General features: G+C 34.8%; 19 protein-coding genes and 1 other annotated feature. Of the genes, 14 read left to right on the top strand and 5 right to left on the bottom strand.

The genetic code is table 11. The features are described from left to right. Positions 1 to 11: 11 nt before the first annotated feature. A complete protein-coding gene (locus HF990_RS02510; protein ID WP_016837082.1) occupies positions 12 to 644 on the bottom strand; it encodes a GNAT family N-acetyltransferase in 633 nt (210 codons plus the stop codon). Positions 645 to 810: 166 nt separating this feature from the next. Here HF990_RS02510 and acsA point away from each other — a divergent pair, with 166 nt between their 5' ends. From acsA to HF990_RS02485, 5 genes are all read left to right on the top strand, one after another. Continuing rightward, complete coding sequence (acsA, locus tag HF990_RS02505) at positions 811 to 2541, top strand: acetate--CoA ligase (protein ID WP_016837083.1); 1731 nt, start codon at positions 811 to 813, stop codon at positions 2539 to 2541. A gap of 207 nt (positions 2542 to 2748) precedes the next feature. Next, a complete protein-coding gene (argC, locus tag HF990_RS02500) occupies positions 2749 to 3783 on the top strand; it encodes an N-acetyl-gamma-glutamyl-phosphate reductase (RefSeq protein ID WP_016837084.1) in 1035 nt (344 codons plus the stop codon). 31 nt (positions 3784 to 3814) lie between these two features. After that, positions 3815 to 5035: a bifunctional ornithine acetyltransferase/N-acetylglutamate synthase gene (gene argJ / locus HF990_RS02495; protein WP_168411925.1), complete on the top strand. Its 1221-nt coding sequence runs from the start codon at positions 3815 to 3817 to the stop codon at positions 5033 to 5035. After that, a complete protein-coding gene (gene argB, locus HF990_RS02490; RefSeq protein WP_026018964.1) occupies positions 4998 to 5777 on the top strand; it encodes an acetylglutamate kinase in 780 nt (259 codons plus the stop codon). Before argJ ends, argB begins: the two co-directional genes overlap by 38 nt. Then, positions 5774 to 6904: an acetylornithine transaminase gene (locus HF990_RS02485; RefSeq protein WP_016837087.1), complete on the top strand. Its 1131-nt coding sequence runs from the start codon at positions 5774 to 5776 to the stop codon at positions 6902 to 6904. Before argB ends, HF990_RS02485 begins: the two co-directional genes overlap by 4 nt. A 164-nt stretch (positions 6905 to 7068) precedes the next feature. On the opposite strand, the gene HF990_RS02480 is transcribed toward HF990_RS02485, so the two are convergent. Then, positions 7069 to 9918, bottom strand: a complete 2850-nt coding sequence (locus HF990_RS02480; RefSeq protein WP_184656209.1) for a transglycosylase domain-containing protein — start codon at positions 9916 to 9918, stop codon at positions 7069 to 7071. A gap of 121 nt (positions 9919 to 10039) precedes the next feature. Beyond that, positions 10040 to 10228 (top strand) — a binding site (T-box leader). Between the two features lie 118 nt (positions 10229 to 10346). Between HF990_RS02480 and tyrS the strand changes: the two genes are divergently transcribed. The 7 genes from tyrS to HF990_RS02445 all read left to right on the top strand — a co-directional run bounded on the left by tyrS (position 10347) and on the right by HF990_RS02445 (position 19535). After that, complete coding sequence (gene tyrS, locus HF990_RS02475; protein ID WP_168411924.1) at positions 10347 to 11615, top strand: tyrosine--tRNA ligase; 1269 nt, start codon at positions 10347 to 10349, stop codon at positions 11613 to 11615. A 446-nt stretch (positions 11616 to 12061) separates the two neighbouring features. Next, on the top strand, positions 12062 to 12781 hold the full coding sequence (locus tag HF990_RS02470) for a polyphosphate polymerase domain-containing protein (RefSeq protein WP_026018965.1): 720 nt from the start codon (positions 12062 to 12064) through the stop codon (positions 12779 to 12781). Between the two features lie 11 nt (positions 12782 to 12792). After that, positions 12793 to 13470, top strand: coding sequence for a DUF4956 domain-containing protein (locus HF990_RS02465; RefSeq protein ID WP_016837091.1), 678 nt, complete (start codon positions 12793 to 12795; stop codon positions 13468 to 13470). A gap of 3 nt (positions 13471 to 13473) precedes the next feature. Beyond that, positions 13474 to 14925: a CotH kinase family protein gene (locus HF990_RS02460; RefSeq protein ID WP_016837092.1), complete on the top strand. Its 1452-nt coding sequence runs from the start codon at positions 13474 to 13476 to the stop codon at positions 14923 to 14925. 125 nt (positions 14926 to 15050) lie between these two features. Beyond that, positions 15051 to 17042 carry a hypothetical protein gene (locus HF990_RS02455; protein WP_168411923.1) on the top strand — a complete coding sequence of 664 codons (1992 nt, stop codon included), beginning with the start codon at positions 15051 to 15053 and terminating at the stop codon, positions 17040 to 17042. 130 nt (positions 17043 to 17172) lie between these two features. Continuing rightward, the gene (locus HF990_RS02450; RefSeq protein WP_016837094.1) at positions 17173 to 18120 is read left to right on the top strand and encodes a HEAT repeat domain-containing protein; all 948 of its coding nucleotides are present in this window, start codon (positions 17173 to 17175) and stop codon (positions 18118 to 18120) included. Further along, a complete protein-coding gene (locus HF990_RS02445) occupies positions 18117 to 19535 on the top strand; it encodes a glycosyltransferase family 2 protein (protein WP_016837095.1) in 1419 nt (472 codons plus the stop codon). Before HF990_RS02450 ends, HF990_RS02445 begins: the two co-directional genes overlap by 4 nt. A 124-nt stretch (positions 19536 to 19659) precedes the next feature. Here the strand turns inward: HF990_RS02445 and rpsD are convergent, their stop codons facing one another. Continuing rightward, positions 19660 to 20262 carry a 30S ribosomal protein S4 gene (gene rpsD, locus HF990_RS02440; RefSeq protein ID WP_016837096.1) on the bottom strand — a complete coding sequence of 201 codons (603 nt, stop codon included), beginning with the start codon at positions 20260 to 20262 and terminating at the stop codon, positions 19660 to 19662. Positions 20263 to 20684: 422 nt separating this feature from the next. Here rpsD and HF990_RS02435 point away from each other — a divergent pair, with 422 nt between their 5' ends. After that, a complete protein-coding gene (locus HF990_RS02435) occupies positions 20685 to 22535 on the top strand; it encodes a sensor domain-containing diguanylate cyclase (protein WP_168411922.1) in 1851 nt (616 codons plus the stop codon). 44 nt (positions 22536 to 22579) lie between these two features. Here the strand turns inward: HF990_RS02435 and HF990_RS02430 are convergent, their stop codons facing one another. Further along, positions 22580 to 23059, bottom strand: coding sequence for a GAF domain-containing protein (locus HF990_RS02430; RefSeq protein ID WP_016837098.1), 480 nt, complete (start codon positions 23057 to 23059; stop codon positions 22580 to 22582). Between the two features lie 8 nt (positions 23060 to 23067). Then, positions 23068 to 23862 carry a histidinol-phosphatase HisJ gene (gene hisJ / locus HF990_RS02425; protein WP_016837099.1) on the bottom strand — a complete coding sequence of 265 codons (795 nt, stop codon included), beginning with the start codon at positions 23860 to 23862 and terminating at the stop codon, positions 23068 to 23070. A 134-nt stretch (positions 23863 to 23996) separates the two neighbouring features. On the opposite strand from hisJ, the gene ezrA reads away from it, so the two are divergent. Beyond that, a complete protein-coding gene (gene ezrA / locus HF990_RS02420) occupies positions 23997 to 25703 on the top strand; it encodes a septation ring formation regulator EzrA (RefSeq protein ID WP_016837100.1) in 1707 nt (568 codons plus the stop codon). Positions 25704 to 25837 lie beyond the last annotated feature (134 nt).

Raw genomic sequence — 25837 nt, 5'->3', positions numbered from 1 at the left:
ATCCTCCTAAATTAATACATGTATCGATATTTAAATCGAAGTCTGTCAAATCGTTCGATGGATTCTTGATTCACTCGCTTGCCTATACGAACCATTAGACAATTGGCTGGATGAGATGTTATTTCTGGATCATCGGTCGCACAATATTCAAAGCCAACTGTTTTCATTAAATTTTCCATCATATTTCGATATTGCCATACATTTAGTCCTGTGCCTTTTAAATCCCAATGCCAATAATATTCTGTAGTAATAACTAAGTAATCTTCCATTTCATCTCCCATAAAGGAAACTTCTAATAGTTTTTTTCCTACCCCAGCTCCTCGATAGGATGGTATTACTTCAATTGCTCCCAATTCTAGCATATTTTCAATCTTATCCTCTGACCATCTCTCAAGTGGATCAGGATAAAGATATGTGACATAGCCGATGACGATATTTTCATTGCGAGCGATAATAATTCTACCTTCTATTAATTTAGCTATCTCGATTAATGCCCTTTTTTGTTCCTGAGGAGGACGAAAAGAAGTTAAATTTTCATGAAATTCATATTGTTCGAGTGTTTCTGGCGGTATGGGCCCTTCGACGATGACGGTGCCATGAGGCGTTTTCAACTGCGCATTGTAATAATTTTTTATATGTTGCAATCAGCATCACCTCCGTTTTTCTATTATTAACATTATATGATAAATTCTGTGCATTAACGCAGAAATTTGTGAAAAATAAACAAATTAACTAAATGTTAAAAATATTTTGCTAATTATAATAATTCGTTGTAAAATGTAAAATATCAAAAAAGAAAGGGGATATTTCATGGGGATGAAAACGACTGAGAAATTAGCAGTTGTTCACGGGGATTATCATCTAAAAAACTATGATGAAACATATGCTAATTTCGATTGGAAGGAAGTAGAGAAAGCATTTAGTTGGTATACGACGGGGAAACTAAATGCTGCTTACGAAGCAATCGATCGTCATGCAGAATCAGATCGAAAAAACAAAGTAGCTCTTTACTTTAATAACGGGGAACGTAAAGAAGCCTACTCATTCTATGATATGAAGCGCATGACGAACAAGGCTGCCAACGTGTTAAAAGAGTATGCAAACCTTGAAAAAGGGGATCGATTGTTTATCTTTATGCCGAGATCTCCAGAATTGTATTTTTCTTTGCTTGGTGCTTTGAAGTTGGGGGTAATTGTAGGTCCGCTCTTTGAAGCATTTATGGAGGGAGCGGTATATGACAGATTATCAAATAGTGAAGCAAAGGCACTTGTTACAACTCCAGAATTATTAAATCGAGTGCCGTTAGATGAATTACCACATTTAGAAAAAGTATTTCTTGTTGGGGAACAAGTAGAAGAAAATGAAAAAATCGTTGATTTTAATAAAAGATTAGATGAAGCATCCAGTCATTTCGATATTGTTTGGGTAGATCGAGAAGATGGAATGCTTTTACATTATACATCTGGATCAACGGGGGCACCAAAAGGAGTATTGCATGTGCATAATGCAATGATTCAACAATATCAAACTGCTCGTTGGGTATTAGATTTGCATGAAGATGATATTTATTGGTGTACAGCAGATCCAGGATGGGTGACAGGGACAGCCTATGGTATTTTTGGTCCATGGTTGAATGGTGTAACAAACGTAATCATCGGAGGAAGATTTAGTCCTGAAAAATGGTATGAAGCTATCGAAGAATATGGTGTTACTGTCTGGTATAGTGCACCAACAGCATTCAGAATGTTAATGGGTGCAGGTACAAGCGTGTTAAAACAATATGATTTATCTTCATTACGACACGTGCTTTCTGTAGGAGAACCATTAAATCCAGAAGTCATTCGTTGGGGTATGAGTGAATTAGGTCATCGTATTCACGATACTTGGTGGATGACAGAAACAGGTGGGCACATGATTTGTAACTATCCAAGCATGGAAATCAAACCAGGTTCCATGGGAAAACCAATTCCAGGTGTATACGCTACTATTGTTGATGATGAAGGAAATGAGCTACCACCATATACGATGGGGAACTTAGCGATTCGAAAAGGATGGCCTGCCATGATGAGAGCCATTTGGAAAAATCCTGAGCGTTATGAACAATATTTCTTAAATGGAGAATGGTATGTTTCAGGAGATTCAGCATATAAAGATGAAGATGGATATTTCTGGTTCCAAGGTCGTGTCGATGATGTAATTATGACAGCTGGCGAGCGAGTTGGACCATTTGAAGTAGAAAGCAAATTGCTAGAACATCCAGATGTTATTGAAGCGGGTGTTATAGGAAAGCCAGATCCAGTTCGCGGTGAAATCATTAAAGCCTTTATAGCACTACGACCTGGAGTTGAACCGACAGAAGAATTAAAAGAAGAAATTCGTCAATTTGTCAAAACTGGTTTAGCTGCACATGCAGCACCGAGGGAAATTGAATTTAAAGATAAACTTCCGAAAACTCGAAGCGGTAAAATCATGCGCCGCGTATTAAAAGCTTGGGAGTTAAATCTTCCAACGGGTGACTTATCGACGATGGAAGATGATTAATTGATTCAATGAATTGCTAGAACACATCATGTGATTTGTTGAGCAAGGTAATATTTATGCATCCACCGAAGGATAATTCATTTATCAATAAATGATTATCCTTCGTTTTTTGTTATATAGAATTTTTCGAAAATATATAAACATACATTTGACTTTATATTTATACAGGTTTATACTATACATTATCTTACAGAAGAGGTGAGAATGATGAAGGTGGCAATCATTGGAGCTACTGGATATGGTGGATTAGAACTGATTCGGTTTTTACATAATCATCCTGAAGTAGAACGGATGGACTTGTTTACTTCTTCTGAAGAAGGAGTTATATTTTCGTCTAAATTTGGTCATTTATTGAATATTCAAGATGTCCCTTTACAAAAAATAGATTATGAGACTTTGATGAAATATGATGTTGTCTTTGCAAGTACACCTAGTGGAGTGACGAGCAAACTTTTACCTCCGCTTGTAGGAAGAGGACCAAAATTAATCGATTTATCTGGAGATTATCGATTAAAAAATCTACAAGACTATGAAAAATGGTATAAGAAAGAACCGGCTCCACCGGAAATTATAGAAAAAAGCGTATATGGTTTAACAGAATGGAATGAAAAGAACATTAAGGAGGCTGCTTTTATAGCAAATCCAGGCTGTTATCCGACTGCGGTACTCTTATCAATCCTTCCGCTAATTAAGAATGGTTTAATTGATCCTTCCTTCTTAGTGATAGACGCAAAAAGTGGAGTATCAGGTGCTGGAAATAAACCAACAAAAATGACGCATTTTAGTGAAACGAATGAAAACTTATCAATTTATAAGATAAATGAACATCAACATATTCCGGAAATAGAGCAAGCCATTGAAATGTTTACGAACGTTAAAGCAACCATTACATTTAATACGCATTTAGTGCCGATGACGAGGGGAATTTTAGCGACTTCCTACGCACCGGTGACAAATGGAGTAACTACAAAAGATTTATCGGAATGTTTACTAGAAACGTATAAAAAACATCCGTTTATTCGTGTGATTACCGATGCCGATACAATTGGAACTAGTCGAGTAAAAGGTTCGAACTATTGCGATGTGTTTGCAAAAGTAGATGAACGGACAAATCGGGCTACCATCATTGGTGTAATTGACAATTTAGTTAAGGGGGCTGCAGGGCAGGCAATTCAAAATATGAATGTTCAAATGAATCTGCCGCAAACGACTGGTTTAAATGTCGTACCATTATTTATTTAATTTTGTGTTTGGGAGAAATGGAGGAGAAAAAATGGAATCTATAGTAGAGATGAAGCTATCAAGTAAAAATATTGTATCACCGAAAGGATTTAAAGCTGCTGGAATCCATTGTGGACTTAAACATAAGAAAAAGGATTTAGCACTTTTATATAGTGAAGTACCAGCGAGTGTTGCAGGCGTATTTACAACAAACAAAGTGCAAGCTGCACCGATTAAAGTAACGAAAGAAGTTGTTTATGAAACGAAAAAAATGCAGGCGGTAATTGTCAACTCTGGTAATGCCAATGCTTGCACAGGAAAACAAGGGTTGCTTGATGCTTATGAAATGCAAAAATTAGCTGCAGAAAAATTAGGTATCGATCCTGAATTAGTGGGAGTTTCTTCTACTGGAGTTATCGGTGAGATGCTGAAGATGGATTGCATCCGTGATGGTGTGAAAAAAATTGAGATAGGAAATACACTGGAAAATGGCATCGATTTTGCACAAGCAATTTTAACGACAGATACGGTCATGAAAAACACGACTTATTCCACAACTATCGATGGAAAAGAAGTCGTAATTTCAGGTACAGCAAAAGGTTCTGGAATGATTGAACCAAATATGGCGACGATGCTTGGATTTATTACAACAGATGCGAATATCGAATCCGATGTATTACAAAAAGCGTTATCAGAAATTACAGATTTAACTTTTAACTGTATTACAGTTGATGGAGATACTTCAACTAACGATATGGTATTGGTGTTGGCGAATGGTTTAGCAGGGAATAACCCATTAACACCGGAACACCCAGACTGGAACAATTTTTATAAAACTTTACAAATGGTTGCAGAAGATTTGGCAAAAGCAATTGCACGAGATGGAGAAGGTGCGACAAAACTGATTGAGGTAGAAGTAGATGGGGCCGTTTCAGATGAAGAAGCACGGAAAATTGCAAAAACGGTTGTAGGCTCTCCATTAGTGAAAACGGCGGTATTTGGTTGTGACGCCAATTGGGGACGCATTATTGCGGCTGTTGGTTATAGTGGAGCAACAGTTGACCCAGACAAAATTATGATAAAAATTGGTGATAAAAAAATGGTGGAAAATGGTGAACCCGTTCCATTTAATGAAGAAGAACTAATAAAAATTTTAAAGGCAAATGAAATAAAAATTTATGTTTCATTAAGTCAAGGAGAAGGACACGGGTTTGCATGGGGGTGCGATTTATCTTATGACTATGTACAAATCAATGCAAGCTACCGTTCGTAAACGAATTGTCATTAAATTAGGTGGAAGTACATTAGAAGGCTTAAATGAGGCCTTCTTTTCCAATTTTAAAACATTACAAGAAGAAGGTTATGATATCATCATTACCCACGGCGGAGGTCCGGCCATTAACCGCGAATTGGAAAAAAGGAAAGTTTCATCGCATAAAATAAATGGTATTCGAGTAACAAATAGAGAGGCAATGGAAGTTGTTCAGTCGACTTTAATTGGCCAAGTGAATCCGAAACTCGTTTACGATTTAAATCGAGCAGGCATTCAAGCAATCGGTATAAACGGATTTGATATGAATCTTCTCCAGTGTGAATTACTAGACTATGAAACTTATGGATATGTGGGAGAAATAAAGCATATAAATACAGATATTATCGATATCCTTACCACAAAGAAAGTGGTGCCGGTCATTAGTTGCATCGGCGTTTCCGAAGAAGGACAAGGATTAAATATTAACGGTGATACAGTAGCTAGCGAAATTGCGTTGGCAGTAGGTGCTGAACGTTTACTGCTTGTTACAGATGTAGCTGGAATTCGCATTGGTGGAAAGTATCAAAAAGAAGTTACACCTGAACTCATTTATCGGTGGATTGAAGAAGGCGAAATTACAGGGGGGATGATACCAAAAGTAGAGGGAGCGATTCGAGTATTAAAAGCAGGCATCCCGAAAGTAGAAATCGTTGATGATACGTTAACAGGGACAACAATAATCAGTAAGGAGTTAGTAAAATGAGTGCACTTTTTAATACTTACGCAAGAAGACCCATTGCTCTTGTTGAGGGGAAAGGGACCATCGTCAAAGATCAAAATGGCAAAGAATATTTAGATTTTACAAGCGGAATTGCTGTATTATCATTGGGTCATGCTCATCCGGAACTTGTCAAAACAATTCAGGAACAAAGCGAGAAAATTTGGCATACTAGCAATTTATATCAAATACCGGGTCAGGAAAAACTAGCGCAATCACTCGTAAAGGATACACACTTTTCATACGCATTTTTCTGTAATAGCGGAGCAGAAGCAAATGAAGCGGCTATTAAGCTCGCACGTAAACATACTGGAAAACACCATATTATTACCTTCCAACAATCATTCCATGGCCGTACATTTGGTTCAATGAGTGCAACAGGACAGGGAAAAATTCATAACGGTTTTGGACCGTTAGTGGACAAATTTACGTATCTACCATTTAACGATGTGGATGCATTAAAGAGTGCAATCGATGATACAGTTGCTGCCATCATGCTTGAAGTCATTCAAGGTGAAGGCGGGGTCAATGCGGTTACCGATGAGTTTGCTGAAGCTATTCAAGAGATTTGTTCAGAGAATGGAATTTTATTAATCATTGATGAAGTTCAAACAGGAATTGGTAGAACAGGTACCCGTTTCGCCTTCGAACAAACTCCTTTAAAACCGGATATTGTGTCAATAGCTAAAGGACTCGGAGGAGGATTTCCAATCGGTGGTATATTAGGAACAAAAGAATTGTTTGATACTTTTAGTCCAGGTACACATGGTACAACTTTTGGAGGAAATCCGTTAGCTGTTGCTGTTGCTCAAAAAGTTATTGACATTGTATTCCAACAAGATTTTTTAGATGAAGTAAAAAAGAAATCAGATTATTTTGTTGAAAAGTTAAAAGCAGCTTTCCATAATGGAGAATTTAAAGTTAAAGGAAGAGGGTTATTGATTGGATTAGAAGGGGAAAATGAAGTGGCGCCAGCTATTAGTAAACTAGAAGAAGCTGGTTTATTAGTTTGCTCGGCTGGTACAAAAGTAATTCGATTATTGCCCCCTCTAACAGTAAGCTATGAAGAAATCGATCAAGCCATCGACATTTTAAAAAAGGTATTCGTATAAAAGAAAGGGGGTGTCTAGAAAGTCATAAACTTTCCAGACACCCTCACTTATTTTTTTATAACACTTGTTCCTGCGATAGTGTTACAATTGGCGTCTTGAAATCATTTCAGACGACGTGTTTATAAATGATGATGTGGGTTGCCATTGTTGTGGAATAACAGTTTTTATTGATGGTTCTGGTCATTTTCTTCTTTTTCAGTTTCATTTTGTTCGTTGTCGTTTGGTTGTTCGTTTTCGTTATGATCGTCCTTAGGATTTTCTTGTAACGGTTCTCCTGCTTGCACGTTGGAAATGGCAGATTCTAATCCCGTAATATCAACTGCGACGACTCCGTATTTTCCTTTTCCAACAGTAATGCTGCGAGTATCACTTTTAACGGAAGCGATTAATTTTTTACCGCCGTCGGAAAGGTCGTAAACACGATAACCGACAACGTCATTGGAAGCGGAAGGTGACCAGGATAAAACATTTCCTTTAATTGTTGCATTTACTGGTTGAGGTGCAACTTGGTCTGCGTCAAAGCTCTTTGCAGATGCAACTTGGATTGATTGTTTTCCTAAGAGTTTATCAGGATTTCCGCCGAGACGGCCTAGTAATTTATCAACAAATTCTTTATTTAATGAAATTCCGCTAGAAGTATAAGTAAATTCAGATGGTGTTGAATCCAAAGCAAGATAAGATTCACCGTTGATGTTAACCGTTCTCGTTTCAGAAGAGATGAAGCTATTATCTACTTTGGATGGAACAAATTTACGAATAAACAAGTCATTTTGTACTAAACCAGCATTACTACATGCGTTTGATGGCGCCATTCCTGAGATGCCACAGAAGGATGCATGTACGACATCTTTCGGTTGTTGGAATCGCTCTTTCGTACCAATGAATTCGGGTTTTACATTGTAAGCCGCATTCATTAAAGTTGCCCATAATAAATTTACACGAGTACTTGGTTGGAAATATATATTGTTAAATTGATATAAAGTTCTCGGTTGGTCATAACCTAACCAAACCCCTAAAGAAACATTTGGATTGTATCCAACGAACCATACGTCTTTGTATTCTTGAGTTGTACCTGTTTTTGCTGCAAAGTCAGATGAGAATTTTAATGTACTGCGTGCTCTAGTACCAGTACCATATTCCAATACATCTCTCATCATATCAGTAATGATGTATGATGCTTCAGGGGAAAACACTTGAACTGGCTCTGGAGTGTGATTGTAAATAATATTGCCGTCTACATCTTCTATCCGATCAATCATATAAGCGTCAATAAATTTCCCACCATTTGCAAATGTGGCAAAAGCGTTTGTGTTTTCTTCCACTGTTGTTCCGTATTCTAATGCTCCGATAGAAGTAGCTAGATTAACAAAATCCCCTTCAGTTAATTTTGAGAATCCCATTTTCTTTAATAGCTCAGCAGGTCTTCTGTCGATAATTTGGTCGTATAAACGGATTGCTGTTAAGTTTTGCGAGTGAGCTAATGCTACCCTAGCCGGTATGATTCCCCGCTCTTCGTTTTGGATATAGTTAGTTGGAGCCCAGCCTTTATACTTGAATTTGACGTCAACAACAGGACTTCCTGCGCCAATCACACCATATTCGATCGCTGGACCATAAACAAGTAGCGGTTTCATCGTTGAACCATTCGGACGATATGCTTGAGTTGCATGGTTTAACTCGGTAATTTCAAAGTCTCTTCCTCCAACAAAGCTCAATATTTTTCCTGTCTTATTTTCGATTAGTATACTGCCTACTTGCACAGGAAGAGGGACTTCAACTTCTTGTTTTGTTTCTGGATCAATTTCTGTTTTCGTAAAAGTATGACCATAATATTGGAATTCCTTTGCTGCATTGTTCATTGCATCATATAAGTCTTTATCGATTGTCGTATATATGCGGTAGCCGCCTGAACGTATATCTCTGTCCGCAAGTATTATATATTTTTCGTAAAGATTTTCCTCTTCATCAAGACGTTTAGGATCGATGCCGTATTTTTCAGCTAATACTCTTGCCATAATTTCTTTTGCTCGGCGTTCGATTTCAAAAGTTAGATATGGGTAATTTAACGTTTGTGATTCTGGTTCTTTGAAATCTTTTGTAATGTCATAGTTGAGAGCTTCTTGATATTCCTCTTCTGAAATATAGCCAACTTCTTTCATTCGATATAAGACGGTTTTCATTCGTTCGATTCCAGGTTGTAAACCTTCTGGACTTTTTAGTTGTCCTTTTTGCGTATAAGGAGTATGAGCAAAAGGTGCTTGTGGAATTCCGGCAATGTATGCAGCTTGCGGTAAATTTAAATCCTTTGCACTTACACCAAAAATTCCTTTCGCCGCTGTTTCCACTCCTGCAATATTCCGGCCAGAAGCATTTCTGCCATATGGAATAATGTTTAAATACGCCTCTAAAATTTCATCTTTTGTCATAAAATGTTCAAGACGGAATGCAAGCAACAATTCTCTCGCTTTTCGTTCGTATGACACTTCATTCGTTAATATTTGGTTCTTAATAAGTTGCTGCGTTAAAGTAGAACCACCAGTTTGGGTTGAAGCATTTGTAAAGTCTTGAATTAATCCTCGAAGTACCGCTTTTGGCACGATTCCATTGTGCTCATAAAAGTATTCGTCTTCCGTTGCAAGGACTGCCTGCACTAAAAGGGGTGATACTTGATCAAGCGTTGTTTCTTGTCGATCTAAATCTGTGCGAACTTTGCCTATGTAAATATTTCCGGCAAAATACATTTCACTAGTTTCTTCATAGTTATAAATTTGTTTTCGCATTTCTTCCTTCGTGTGCAGAGGCTCGTCTTTTACTAATGATGCAAAATAGCCTACTCCAATGGAAAATACAAATACAAAGCCGGTTAAAAAAAGTATCAAAAAGACGAGTCCTAGATTCCAAAGCACACTTAATGTAATGCGCAACTTGCTTGTATCTTTAGATGTAGCTATCGTTTCAATTTTTTCGTTTATTTGTATTAGTTTATTGATAAATTGTTGAAGCCACTCTCTCACTCAATCCCCTCCTAAAATCTTGTATATTATAGCACAATTCTATATAATCGGAGTATAGTTGTTGACAATGAAAATTTTACGAGTACAATATGACTTATAGTTTTTTATGATTTACATATATTTTCAAGCGTTGAAGAGATTGAAGTAGTGTTTTCATTCACTGTATTAGAGAGCTAGCGGTTGGTGCAAGCTAGTCATAATGAAGACATGAATTACGTTCTTGGAGCTTGAACGTTTTCCGCGATAAGGATGAATGAGTGGGAGATAGTTTCTCCAAGCTGGGTGGTACCACGTGAATAGCGTCCCTGCATGCATGATTGCATGCAGTTTTTTTATTGCAAAATTTCTTTGACCTAGCTTTGGTGAAATATGTATTGAACAAACTATATCCCTTTTCATTAATAAATACAAAATAGGAGGAATCAAGTATGACAAATGCGTTATTAGAAGATTTAAAATGGCGTGGTTTAATATATCAGCAAACTGATGAAGAAGGATTAGAAAAACTATTAAGTGGAGAAAAAATATCATTATATGTAGGGGTGGACCCAACAGCTGATTCCATGCACATTGGCCATATTGTGCCACTACTGACACTGCGTCGTTTCCAACAAGCAGGTCACAAACCTGTATTACTTGTTGGTGGGGCAACAGGAATGATTGGTGATCCATCTGGAAGATCTACAGAACGCCAACTTCTTACAAAAGAACAAATAGAAAAAAATGTTAATGGACTAAAAAAACAAATGGAGCGCATTTTTGAATTCGGTGATAGTGAAAACAGTGCTATTTTAGTGAATAACTATGAATGGATTAGCCAAATGAATGTCATCGATTTCTTGCGTGATTACGGAAAGCTTATTAATGTTAATTACATGCTTGCAAAAGATACCATTGCCTCTCGTCTTGAATCAGGTATTTCATTTACTGAATTCTCTTACACTTTATTGCAAGGTATTGATTTTAATTATTTATATGATCATTACAATGTGCGATTACAAGTTGGGGGTTCAGACCAATGGGGCAACATTACAACAGGTCTTGAAATCATCCGCAAAACACATAATGAAGAGGCTAAGGCTTACGGTATTACAATGCCGCTTGTTACAAAAGCGGATGGCACAAAATTTGGTAAAACGGCAAGCGGTGCAGTTTGGTTAGATCCTGAGAAAACTAGTCCATATGAATTTTATCAATTCTGGATTAATACAGCTGATGCGGATGTTGTTAAATATTTAAAAATCTTTACGTTCTTAAGCAAAGAGGAAATTGAAGCTCTTGCTGTATCTGTGGAAGAAGAACCACATTTACGCAAAGCGCAAAAGGTATTAGCAGAAGAAATGACAAAACTAATTCACGGCGAAGAAGCGCTCGAAACAGCAAAACGCATTACAGATGCACTATTCTCAGGGGATTTAAAATCACTATCTGCCAGCGAAATGAGAGATGCATTTAAAGATGTACCTACTGCAGAAATCGCGAAAGTAGACAAAAATATTGTAGATTTACTAGTAGAAGCAAATATTTCGCCATCAAAACGTCAAGCGAGAGAAGACGTAGCGAATGGAGCCATTTCTATTAATGGAGACAAAGTAACTGATGTAAATTACATTGTTGGTAGCAAAGAGCGTTTAGATGATGAATTTACAATTATCCGACGTGGTAAAAAGAAATATCATATGGTTAAATACGTTTAATATTTGATAGAAATAAACGAGTAGGCTTGATTGACAAATGATGTCAATCAAGCCTTAATTTTTGTCCTTTTGAAAAAAATTCCACCCAATTAGATAGTAGATATAATGGGGTTTTGAAATTTTCTTTCATTAAGACTTACTTATTAATACCAAAATAGTAATAATGCACTTAATTCTACATAATATTTTATTGACATGTTACGAAACAATTAAACCAAAAAGATTAAAAATTGTAAATAAATGTAATTTTGTTATTTAACAATATTCACTTTAATAATGATGGTAATTGGAATTTACAATAAAAAATTGAATGGATGTGAACTAAATAATAGGACGAAAACATGATTTTCAATCGTGTTTGGCACTTATAGAATTTGCATGCTCGTAACTTAACTGAGCAATGAATAATTCGTATTGTTTATTGTATTTGAAGGAGGTGATTCAGAATTAATAGCGTTTTTCGGGAAGAAATAAAGTTTGTCATTACTAGGGATGTATATTACCAATTGCGTCATCAACTATCTCAAGTTTTGCATCGTGATTTTCATAGTAATCATAGCCTATATCGATTTCGAAAGGGAGATGGTTATACCATTCGATCCCTTTATTTTGATACATTAGAAGATCGAGATTATTGGGAAAAAATAGATGGAGTTGAAATTAGGAGAAAGTGCCGTTTGCGGACATATATGAATGATCCTAGTTTTTGCGTACTAGAATTAAAGAAAAAACAAGGACAATATCAACAGAAAACATCTTATCGATTGACACGAGCACAAGGAGAGCGATTAATACAAGGAGATTATTCATTATTGCTGGAGTTAAATCATCCATTTTTATTGGAATGTTATCAAATGATGACTCAGCACGTTTATCGACCGAAATCTGTTGTTACTTATGAGCGGGAAGCGTTCGTTGCAAAAGAAAACAAAATTCGAGTGACTTTTGATCAAATGATTCGAGGTACTGAAAGTAATTTTGACATATTTTCAGATCAATTAACAGAAATCCCATTTTTCGATCCTTATTATGTAGTATTGGAAGTAAAATATAGAGGTTTTCTTTTGCAATACATTAAGGATTTGTTAGTTGGGTTAGAAAAACAACAATTATCTGTAAGTAAATATTGTTTTAGTCGAAAAGTGAGCAAACATTTTTTATTTTAGGAGGAATATGTTTGCAAGATATTTTGTTTCAATTAACTGAGCAATCACCTGAGATTACATTAGAAAGCTTATTAACAAATTTTATCGTAGCAACAGTGCTTGCCATTGGTATATTTATTTCCTATTGGTACACCCATATTGGGACAGCATATAGTAGAAAATTTAATGTTTCATTACTTACCATTACAATTTTAACAGCTACGGTTATGACGGTGATTGGCAATAATTTAGCTTTATCATTGGGAATGGTTGGAGCGCTGTCGATTGTACGTTTTCGTACAGCAATTAAAGATTCACGGGATACAACCTATATATTTTGGGCTATAGTTGTAGGGATTGCTTGTGGGGCAGGAGATTACTTAGTTGCAACTGTAGGGAGTATTGTCGTTTTTATCATTTTATTATTCTTTGGACGTGTATCAAATAATAATCGGATATTATTAATCATTAAAGCGAGTCGAGCAAGTCAAACTGATGTTGAAGGTGCTGTATTTAAACAATTCAATAAGAAGGCATTTTTAAGAGTGAAAAATACGACGGTTGATCATATTGAATGGATATATGAATTATCACGAAAAGCACTTCAACAAGAGAAAAAGAAAGAACATTCTATTACTGATATTCTATATCAAATAAGAGGAGTTGATTATGTAAATATTGTAACACAAAGTGATGAAATCAGTGGTTAACATATGAAAAGCAAAGTGTTGTTTACCTTAATGATTGTAGGGATTGCATTTTTTGTTTTTGTGGTAGCCCAATTAGATCAATGGGATTTTCATAAGCGATATCATCAACATAAAGAAATTGATACAAATACTATAACCCCAATCGAATTTTCCAACATAAAAACCCATTTACCTGTCATTAGGATTGAAACGAAAGGTCAACGTATTCCTGGTGCCCCAATCATGATTGATCGTAATAATTATTATTATGAGTTGTCAGAAAATGGAGAAGCTGAAATTGAGACAACGATTACACTGTATGAAGCTCATGCAGAACCAATTAAATTCACGGGAATGATTCATTATCGAGGACATTCCTCCCGATTTTTCAACAAAAAATCTTATGACGTTGCAATCGTTGATCAAAATAAGAATAAATTGGATATCTCCTTATTAGGCATGGAGGCAGATAATAATTGGGTATTGCATGGACCTTATTTAGATCGTAGTCTAATTCGAAATTATGTAGCAATGAATTTAGCAGGAGAAATGATGCCTTATGCCCCTGATGTACGATTTGTAGAATTGTTTGTAGACGATCGATATGAAGGACTTTATGTATTAATGGAAAAAGTGTCAAAAGGCGAGGGGCGAGTACCAATTGCAACGCCTGAAAGAAATAGTCATCAAACTGGCTATATTGTAAATGTAGATCGAATTAAAAAAATGGATGTAATTTTGAATGATTTTTTGATGGATACTTATAAGGTTTATCCTTCAGGTGTAGAGTTGATTTATCCTAATGAAGCACAGTATTCAGAAGCGAGATATCAATTTGTGAATCAAGATTTTTCATATATTGCCCATTGTATCTATCAAATACCATTTGCACATGGAGAGAAAGAATATAGAAAATTGATAAATGTTCAAGCGTTTTACGACTATTTTATTATTAATGAACTGTTTCGCAATGTCGATGCAGGCCTTTATTCCACTTATTTTTATCGTGAATTAGGAGGAAAATTAACACCGGTAGTCTGGGATTTTAACAATGCATTAGATAATTATCAATCGATTCCTTTTGACGAAACCGACTTTTCGTTAACACATAGTATGTTTTATGAGCAGTTGTTAAAAGATGAAGACTTTGTTGATGGGTTAATTAGAAGATATCGCTATTTACGCCAGACAACGTTAAGTACAGAGCGCATCCATCGATACATTGACGAAACGGTTGAATTTTTAGGAGACGCAATTGAGCGAAACAATTATCGATGGAGTGAGATGTATGATTTAAACCGCTATGATCGTTTTAATTATCTATCACCAGCTGAAAGGAACGTTATGAGCCATTCTGAAGCTATTGAACAAATGAAAGATTATATAGAAGAACGTGGAGAATGGCTTGATGAAAATATAGAAGTACTCTATCAATATAGTCATCCATCTCGCCATGGACATGAATCAATTAAATAAATGAAGTTTTGAATGATAGGGAGAATCAAGAAAAAGATTTTATGAAACGCTATTTATTGATAGTAGTTTTATTAATAGTTATGGTGCTGGTGGGTTACTATTTTTACTATATGAAGGGTTTTTATGTGGATATAAGAAAAGAAACAACCATTACTACTCCATTTTATATTGATAATAAAACAATCTATCAGAAACGAGCGGATGGAAATCAAGAATTTGTGATTAGAGGGGTAGAAATGGATAGCTCATACGGACCGAAACGAGCCACTGATTTTGCGATTGATGAAGAAACTTATTTACGCTGGTTTGAACAAATACAACAAATGGGTGCTAATACGATACGAGTATCAACGATATTAGATGATAACTTTTACAAAGCTTTTTATGAATACAATAAAGACCGTAAGCAGCCTTTATTTCTACTTCAAGGTATACGAGTAGCGACAGACGAGTTTAAAACAAAACGAAATAAAGATTATTTTGATTTTTATCAAACACTTTTAAAAGATGGTAGAGATGTAATTGATATTATCCATGGTAAAAAAGTTATTCTCACCAATAAACATAAGGGAAGTGGCTTTTATTTTTATGATATATCTCCTTGGGTTGTTGGAATTTTAATTGGGGATGAATGGGATCAAGATACAATTTCTTATTTGAATCATACATTAGATAAAGAACCGGCATTTATTGGTGAATATGTGACAACAACTGAACAATCAACCAATTTTGAAATCATGATGGCTAAAGTCATTGAAAATATTGTGAGATATGAATCCAAAAAATATCATTCGCAACGCCCAATTTCCGTAAATAGCACGTTTTTAATGGATCCTTTTCAATATCAAGAACATTATGCAGTGCAAATTGAAAAAAAGAATGCATTTAATATTGACCGGATTAAACCGACCGCTCAAATGAAAGCGGGGTTATTTGCCAGCTATGCTTACGAAGATTTTGATTTTTCCTTGCTTCCATTAATTGACTCTAGTGAATTGAAATCTTTTTCTGATGTAAAGAATTATTTTGAATTATTGAATCGAGTTCATGAAGTACCTGTAATCATTAGCAGCATTGGCTATCCAAGTGACAGTTATTTTCATAATACTAAGAAGCAAGAACATGAAATTGTAGAAAAACTGAAGATGTTTGATAGTCTTGGTTACAATGGCAATGTAATTCGTTCTTGGCAAGATGTATGGGATCGCAGAGCTTTTGAGACTTCTTATGCGGTGGATCTTCAACAAATAAACGAATGGCATGATCCACTAACATCCACTCAACATTTTGGTCTGATAGGTTTTAAACCATATCGCGGTGAAGTATTGATGCAGGTAGATGGAAATGACGATGATTGGCAAGATGTTGTTGAGAGTTTTCAAAATGAAACGACGAAAGTATTGATGACAAGAGATCATGCTTTTTTGTATTTTTGGTTGGAAGATCCCGCAATCACGAATGATCAACCTTTTTATATAGGTCTTGATTTACATCCGGAATTAGGGAGTAAAACACCTTTATTATTCGATATTACTTTTGATAGAAACATAGATTTTCTTATTGTAGTGAATCCTTTAGCTGGAGCAAGAGTATATGTACATGAGCGCTATCAAGGTGTGAGACAAAACTTTTTAGAACTCACCAATGGTCGTAATCCTTATTTCTATTATCCGGATAAAGATTCGAATAATTATGAAATCGTGAAATATTTAAAGAGAAATAAGAAAATATTGACAGAAGAGGAGCTGTTATTAAAACAACGCAGAATTTACCACTATTATTTTAAAGATATGGAACTATTGAAATTGTTTAATGGGCAACAAACTGAACAATCGGATTTGGCAGTTGGAGATGGACGAATTGAAATTCGAATACCTTATCAGTTGCTTAATATTTACGATCCTTTAAAATTTACGATTCATGATGATTATTATCAACATTATGGAGTAGAACCTCTTCAAATAGATAGGTTATATCTTGCTATTGGGAATGGAAAGTTCACTAACCCTAAAAGTACGGAAATTTATGTAGAGCCGCTTAAGCAGTTAGATCGTGTGAAGGAATATATAAAACCATCTTATTATGCTGTACAAAACTATTGGAAAGGAGAGGATTAATCTGTTTTTTGCTGTCGTTTATTTTTACTTTGCCATTTGTTTTTCAATCCTCTTCTTTACGATTGGTTTTATATTATATCAAAAATACGACATGCGGCGGCAAAATAAGCTGAAACAACAATTTATCATAATGATTTCTGAAAAACAAAATCTATTATTGGAAGAACAATATTTTGATCGACAACATATAGAAGTATTGAAAAATCAGTTAGTAAATCTAAATAAATTAATTTCCTTTGAAAAAGCTTTAGCCCATTTTGAAGAAAATGAGCAATTACCTATTTATTTATCCCAATTGGAACCCGTAATAAAATCTCTAGTAATTGAATATCAGCAGAAAGATCAAATGGAGCAAGCGTATTTAGCTAAGTTTATTGCTACGTATGCTGCTAAAGGAAAATGGCATCACCCATTTATTTATAAAACGCTAGTTGCTTATTTAGAAAATGCAACAATTTATTTGCGAGAGAATATTCTTTTGGCGACTTATCAACAACCAGATTCAAAATGGATTATTAGTGTATTTCGCTATTTAACAGACAATCAATTGTTTCATCATCCAAAACTTATTCAGGACGGACTGCTCAACTATCCGTACGATTACGACTCATTGATTGATGAATTGTGGGAGAAACGGGATACTTTTCATCAACCGATTGTGTTAGGATTAATAGGCTATATCACATATAAAAGCGACCGTTATAAGGAAGTATTTTATCAATTATTACAAGAGAATCAATTAGATCTTGAAGAAAAAATTCGATTGATCCGATATTTTAGAAGACATTATTACGAAAAAGCGGAATCTCTACTTCTTGATTTAGCGAATGACAAGCAAGATGAAATTCGAATTGTAGCTGTCAATGCTTTAAGTAAGTATCATTCTGAACGGGTAATTTCTACATTAAAAAGAGCACTTACTGATTCCAACTTTTATGTGCGACGCAATGCCAGCCAATCTTTATTAGAAATGGGTGTATCAGAGAGTGAGTTGTTAGATGTTTTGCATGGCCATGATCGCTATGCTAAAGAAATGCTTCGGTACCATCTACAGTTAGAAGGGCGGATTTTTAAGTGAATTTATTCATTGAACGTTTTATGGACGTTGTAGCCCTGATATTTATTAGTTATATGTTGTTATATACGACTTTTTTATTTTTATATGTTTTAATTGGAGCAGTGCGTCTTTATGAAAAAAATAGAATGTTAAAGCTAAAAAACGAAATAAAGCATGAGTATTACATGCCTATATCAATTATAATGGCAGCTTATAATGAAGAAGTAACGATTGTTGATAGTGTAAAAAATCTGCTCAACTTAGACTATAAGTTATTTGAAATTATCATTATTGATGATGGTTCAACAGATAAGACGGTTGAAAAGTTGTTAGAAGCTTTTCCTTTTGTTCAAATAAATAGACCTATTCATCGAAAAATCATGTGTAAGGATGCTTTAGTCATTTATGAAACTACCATTAAAAACATCAAGATTACACTGATTCAAAAAGAGAACGGTGGTAAAGGAGATGCGTTAAATCTTGGCATAAATGCTTCAAGCTATCCGTATTTTGTCACAATTGACGCGGATTCTTTGCTCCAACGAAACTCATTAGAAAAAATTATTCAACCAGTGTTAGCTGATGAACGAGTAATTGCTGTTGGTGGAATGGTTCGGGTTGCCCAATGTGTAGAAATGGTTAACGGTGAAGTGATGGATTATAGAATTCCTCGGAATCTAGTAGTAGGAATGCAAGTGATGGAATATGATCGCTCATTTTTAGCCTCTCGCATTTTCCTCGATCAATTTAGTGGAAATCTAATCATTTCAGGAGCATTTGGTTTATTTAAGAAGGATGTCGTCATCGCTGCAGGAGGCTATCATACAAATATTATTGGGGAAGATATGGAATTAGTAATGCGTTTGCATACGTTTATGCTAAATAATCAACGAAATTATAGAGTTGCATATTGTCCGGAAGCAATTTGCTGGAGCCAAATGCCTGAAAATATTCGAGATGTGATAAAACAAAGAAGGCGTTGGCATATTGGATTGTTTCAATCGCTTTTAAGCTATCCAATCATGTTTACTCGTTTTCCCCACAAAGCAGTTAGTTTCTTTTCTTACTTATACTATTGGCTTTTTGAATTATTAGGACCATTTATTGAGGTATTTGGTTTAGCTACAATATTACTTGCTCTATCATTCGATTTATTGAATGTTCCATTTATGATTAATTTATTTTTAATTTATACATGTTATGGAATCTTATTGTCTCTTACAGCATTTTTCCAGCGAGTATATACTCAAGGATTAAAACTGCATGGGTCAGATGTGATGATTGCATTACTAATGGTCATGATTGAAATTGCTATATTCCGTTATTTTTTATCGCTGATTAGAGTTTCGGCGTTTATAGGATATAGAAAAAAACGTTGCCAATGGGGGAAAATTACCCGCAAGAAACATAATAGCAAAACGATTGAATATACTTAATGCCTTGATATTAACAGATTTGTTTGTTTCACTATTAATTGAAATAAAGTTTTCCATATGCTTAAAAAAAGCCCTGGAAACTTGATAACAAAGTTTCCAGGGCTTTTTGTAATAAAGCAATAAATCAGCGAGAATAGAACTCAACGATTAGAGATTCGTTAATTTCAGATGGTAATTCAGAACGTTCAGGATAACGAACGTAAGTACCTTCTTTTTTCTCTGCATCGAAAGTTAAGTATTCTGGAACAAAGTTGTTTGCTTCAATTGCTTCGTTTACAACTTGTAAGTTTTTAGATTTTTCACGTAAAGAAATTACTTGACCAGGTTTTACGCTGTATGAAGGAATATCAACACGTTGTCCATCAACAGTAACGTGGCCATGGTTTACTAATTGACGAGCTGCACGACGAGTGCGAGCAAGACCTAAACGATATACTAAGTTATCTAAGCGAGATTCAAGAAGGATCATGAAGTTTTCACCATGAACACCTTTCATTTTACCCGCTTTAACGAATAGGTTTTTGAATTGACGTTCGTTCATACCATACATATGACGAAGTTTTTGTTTTTCTTGAAGCTGTAAACCATATTCTGTTAATTTTTTACGTTGAGTAGGTCCGTGTTGACCTGGTGCGTAAGGACGTCTTTCTAATTCCTTACCAGTGCCGCTTAGTGAAATACCAAGGCGACGAGAGATTTTCCATGATGGTCCTGTATAACGAGACATCTTGTCTCCTCCTTTTGGTTTTTTTGTTGTAAAACAAAACCAGTTGTATCCGAACTTATGTGTATTTTATTTTCATGTATTTTCGCCCTAGCAGCCGTTAGGGTTACTCAATACACCTTCTAATAATCAGTGACTATTAGAGGAATAAAATACATTCACAAGTTTATACAACTGCTGCATTTATTTTACACGAAGGTAATTTTATAATTTTTTAGAACTTCAGTCAAGGGAAAATAATTGAATTGATAATGTTTAGAGATATTTCAACTGTTTTTTTCATAACATTAATCAATGATACAGAAAAGAGAAAATTTTATTTTACAATATGTCTTTAAAGCTAAAATATAAGTAGGAAATTAGTTTTAAAAAATGGTATAATTAATAGTATGTTGTTATCTTGTTAGTCAAGAAAAGGTGATTTCATGTCAGAAGATCGGCTGAAATTAATGGAATTTAAGTCGGAATTATTGAACCTTTCATTTAGCTCCATCGAGGATGAGCGTGATTTGAAAGAATTTATCAATATGCTTAAAAAGTGTTTGGTACAACATTTTAATATAAAGAAATGCGATATTCTCTTCGTTGAAAATGATACGTTAAAGCAGTATAAAAGCGCAATTTCCATATTAGAACAGAGAGAGATACCGCAAATGGTCGAAGCTAGGGCTTCCATACCACAATCTTTAAAGGAGCTTTTTGACTATCGTGATTTCACTGATATGGTGTTACTCAGAGAAGGAGAAAGAGTATTCGGATTATTATTATGTCAATCGAGTCCTACTTGGAAAAAGTTTTCTGAATCAGAAGTTTTTTGTGAATTCGTCGATAACATCTCAAAATTTCTTCGAGCATTCATTCATAATTTAGAAGTACGCACGAACGAAAAGAAATTTAAAAAATTATATAGTATGACGGATTTATTTCACTCTACGATGGATATCGACATCATATTAGAAAACGTGATTACCACAATCCAAGAAAACTATTCAGAATTTGAAGTAGAATTAATATTGTCGAATGATCAAGAACAGAAGACTTCCCTTAAAATTAAACAGTTTGACTATTTAAAAGAGCGCGCTGCAACAGTTGAAGCATTTGTATCGGGGAAAATTACGATTGAAAAATCAGAGGAATTAAACAGTTGTATTTTAAACGCACCGATAAAAGGGAGACAAGCAATTTACGGTATTTTTCAAGTGAAAGCACCAATCCAATATGTATTCTCACAAAAGGAAAAGGAATACATTGCAATGCTTACACATACGGCGGGCAATGCATTAGAAAACGCAAAATTATATCATCAATCTCATCGTTTAATCGGTGATTTGCAACTAATTAATGAAACCAGTCATCGATTGAATTCAGAGCTAGATATAGTTGAAATGCTTACGTTTTTAAAGAAGCAGTTAATGAAATCTTTCCAACCTAACGAGTTATGTTTTGTGTTTGCGGAGAAGGAATGTTTTCAATTAGCAAATGCTTCTACCAGTTTATTTAAATCGGTTGAGGGCATTTTTTACATTGATTTTGTCGCAAAGCATTTTGAAAAATCGAAGGACTCTTTATTCATCGCAGATTTTAGCCGACTCATTTCAAGCGATGTGAAATTCAAGTCGATGATGGCCATACCGATGATTGCTGGACAAAAAATTATCGGCTTTAGCATTGTTTTACATGAAGACGCTTACTTTTTCTCTTTTGATAGCTTTAAATTAATGCAATCGCTGATCCATCACTCATCTTTAGCGATATCGAATAATATTCTGAGACATAAATTGCAAGAAATGGTCGATCATGATCATTTAACGAAGCTTTATGCTAGAAGTTATCTTGATAAATTTGTGAATCAATCATTAACAAACGATGAAAGCGGTATGTTTTTATTGCTTGATATTGATGACTTTAAACAAATTAATGACTCATTCGGTCATCAAGTTGGCGATCAAGTATTAATTCAAATTGGAGAAAAGTTAATTGAGGAAGTTGGAAAAAAAGGAATTTGTGCTCGATGGGGCGGTGAAGAATTAAGCATTTATGTGCCAAATATATCTAAATCGGAAGCATATCATCTATCTAAAAAAATCGTGTCGCAAATTCCAAAAATAACTGTTCCTAAAGTGACCGTTTCAGCGGGATTAATAACTTGGCATAAACAAAATCGACCTGAATATCAGCAATTATTTTTACAGGCAGATAAAGCTTTATATGTTGCAAAAAATAGCGGAAAAAATAAGGTTTGTATTTATGAGGATGTAAGGGCTTTGAGGCCATAAAAAATTACTACGTTCGTAAAAGTTACGAAAACGTAGTAATTTTTTTATAAATATTGGATTAATGTTTGGACAAATTTTTCTAATCCCAGCTTGTCATCGTTTGTAAAGCGATTTTTCAGTGGACTATCAATATCAAGGACGCCGATGATTTCATCGTTTTTTATTAGAGGAATGACAATTTCTGAATTACTTCGAGCATCGCATGCAATATGACCAGGGAATTGGTGAACGTCTTCTACGACGATCGTTTCTCTTTTCTGTACAGCGGTACCACATACGCCACGTCCTACTGGGATTCGTACACAAGCAGGTAATCCTTGAAATGGTCCGAGGACAAGTTCATCATTTTTCATTAAGTAAAATCCAACCCAGTTGATGTCTGTTAAAAATTGATTTAACAATGCACTAGCGTTGCTTAAATTTGCAACGATATCATCTTCTCCTTCGAGTAAAGCGGAGAGTTGCTTGGATAACATGTCATATTGCTCTTCGAGATTACCTTTATATTCAGTTTTCGTAAACATAGTACCTCCTATTTGTGGAAAATTTTTTCATAATGTTGATGCAAATCATTGATTGAGTGAGCATCAGATCCAAACACAAGTGGCAGATGTATCGATTTAGCATACTCAATCATTGGGAATGGCGGGTAAGGCTCTAAACAATATTTTTTGCTTAACCCTGCGCTATTTACATCCAGTTCGTATCCAAATGCCTTCATTTTATTTAATACTTCTTTAATGCGCTGTTCATCATTTACATGAACTTTATGGGCATGTTGGAATTTATGGACTAGGGTAGGATGGCCGATGCGACGAGGTTTATGTACACCAAGGTCCACTTCAATTGATTGAATAACAGTATCATAATACAATTCATAAATCGCTTCAACACTTCCAACTTTTTCTACAAATTTCATAAATTCTTGTTCTGAATAATCGATGCAAACATATTCATCTTTCCATTTTAAAAAATGAACGGACAGGATGGCATCATCAAGAAAAGGACCAACACTATTTAATAAGTTTTTCGTTTCGTTTTCATAACCAACAATATAATCCACTTCTAAACCTATATGAATGGTGATATCTTTTTCATATTGTTGTTTTAATTTGTGCAATGTTTCTATATAAGTTGGCAATAAATCCGGTTTCATTCCGCTATCCTTTTCGGGTGTGGGATCAACAAAATTTGCTGGTAGAGGTGCATGTTCAGTAAACGTAATATCTGTAAATTGATGTTGAATTGCTTTTTCTATATATCCTTCCAGCGAATCAGCTGTTCCATGGGGACAAAAGGGAGTATGAATGTGCCCATCTTTTTTCAATTTTTTTCAACTCCTTTTAAATAGAATTATATTACTTTCATGAAATACTTTATTTTTTAAAACAAAAGTTCAAAAACATGGTATATTATATAACATATAGCCAATTTGCGTGAGTGTGGAATAGGAGGCTTGCGATGAAGTATATCATCATTGTCATCATCGTACTATTAGCATTATTAACGTTCGGGCTAATCATCCGGAAAAAACATAATGCTGTAATAGAGCGACTGGAAAAAAAGAAATTACAAATTCAACATTATCCTATATTTGAAGAATTAACAAAGGTAAAAAATTTAAATATGAACGGTCAGACGGAAGAATTATTCGAACGTTGGCGAAATAAATGGACTGAAGTGGTAGATGTTGACATCATCAAAATTGATTCCATGTTGTTCGATGCTGAAGAATATATTGACCGGTTTAAATTTAAAAAAGCTTCGATGATTGAAAAAGATATAGAAGATTATATTGATAAATGTGATCAAATCAAAAATGAGATCTTATCTGAATTAGAAGAATTAATTGGCAGTGAAGAAAAGAATCGCATTGAAATAGAACAATTGAAGGAACTTTATCGTTCAGCTCGCAAAACTCTTCTAGCTCATCAATATTCCTTTGGTCCTGCGATTGAGAATTTGGAAAAAATGCTAGAAGAATTTCCTCAAAAGCTTGATGAATATGAAAAAATGACAGAAGAGGGAAATTATTTAAATGCTAGAGAAATTGTTCTTTTACTCAATGAAAAGTCGAAAAATATGTATGAATTGATTAGTGAAATCCCGTCATTATTAACAGAAATTCAAACTAAAATACCAGCATCAATCCATGAATTGAGAACCGGTCATCGAGAAATGGAAGAGCAATCATATTACTTACAGCATTTAGAATTAACAAAGAACCTTGACCGTATTGAACAAGAATTAAAGAAATTAGAAGAGGAATTAGCGAATTTAAATATTTCTTATGTGTCGACAAGAATCCAAGAAATCAATGATGAAATCGACAATTTTTACGATTTACTTGAAAAAGAAGTTTATGCAAAAAACTATGTCGATAAAAATTGCGATAGTACATACAAAACTTTAAATGAAGTTTTGAAAGCTACAAAAGAAGTAAGTACAGAAGCAGAATATGTGCAAAATAGCTATCGTTTGCCGGAAGAAGAGGCTGAAATTCCAAAACTCGGATTAAAACAATTGGAAGTGATACAAAAAAGATTTGAAGTATTGCTATCCCGTGTAAGAGAAGAAAAATCCGCATACTCAAGTTTGCAAGAAGAATTAATCGAAATTCGTAATGAAATTGAGCAAATTCAAGCGGTGCAAGATCAGTTTTCAAACCGGTTAAAGAATTTGCGAATTGATGAAAATAAAGCTCGAGCAAAACTTCAGTCTTTAAAGAAAATCCTGCAAGAAACAGACCGGATGTTACATAGAGCAAACATTCCGGGTATACCAGAAGAAATGGATGCTCGCTTAGAAGAAGCAGAAGAGCAATTATTTATTGTAATGCAAAGCCTCCAAGAAGTTCCGTTGAACATGAATTTGGTAAATAGCAATTTAGATCAAGCGGAAAAATGTATTCAAGATGTGCAAAAACATGCTAAAGAGATGATCGAAAATGTGATGTTAATAGAGCGTATCATTCAATATGGAAACCGATATCGTTCAAATCCAAGGGTCCATGAATTGTTGCTTCAAGCGGAAGAATCGTTCCACAATTTCCGCTATGTAAAAGCTTTGGAAGAAGCTGCAGAAGCTGTGGAACTGGCGGAACAAGGAGCAATTCAACGCATTCAAGAACTCGTTCAAGAAGAAATGTTCGAAAAAACGAAACATTAGTTTATGCACGGTAAGGTTATTCACGATATAATATTAATAACAAATTGCATTATCGGAAATTGATATTGCAATTTGCTGTTATCCATTCATTTGAAAGATTTTGGATGATCTTTTGATGCTAATAGTACACAATG

This window comes from Ureibacillus thermosphaericus (assembly GCF_012396605.1).
Taxonomy (GTDB): domain Bacteria; phylum Bacillota; class Bacilli; order Bacillales_A; family Planococcaceae; genus Ureibacillus; species Ureibacillus thermosphaericus.
This window is presented reverse-complemented; position numbering and strand designations above follow the sequence as displayed.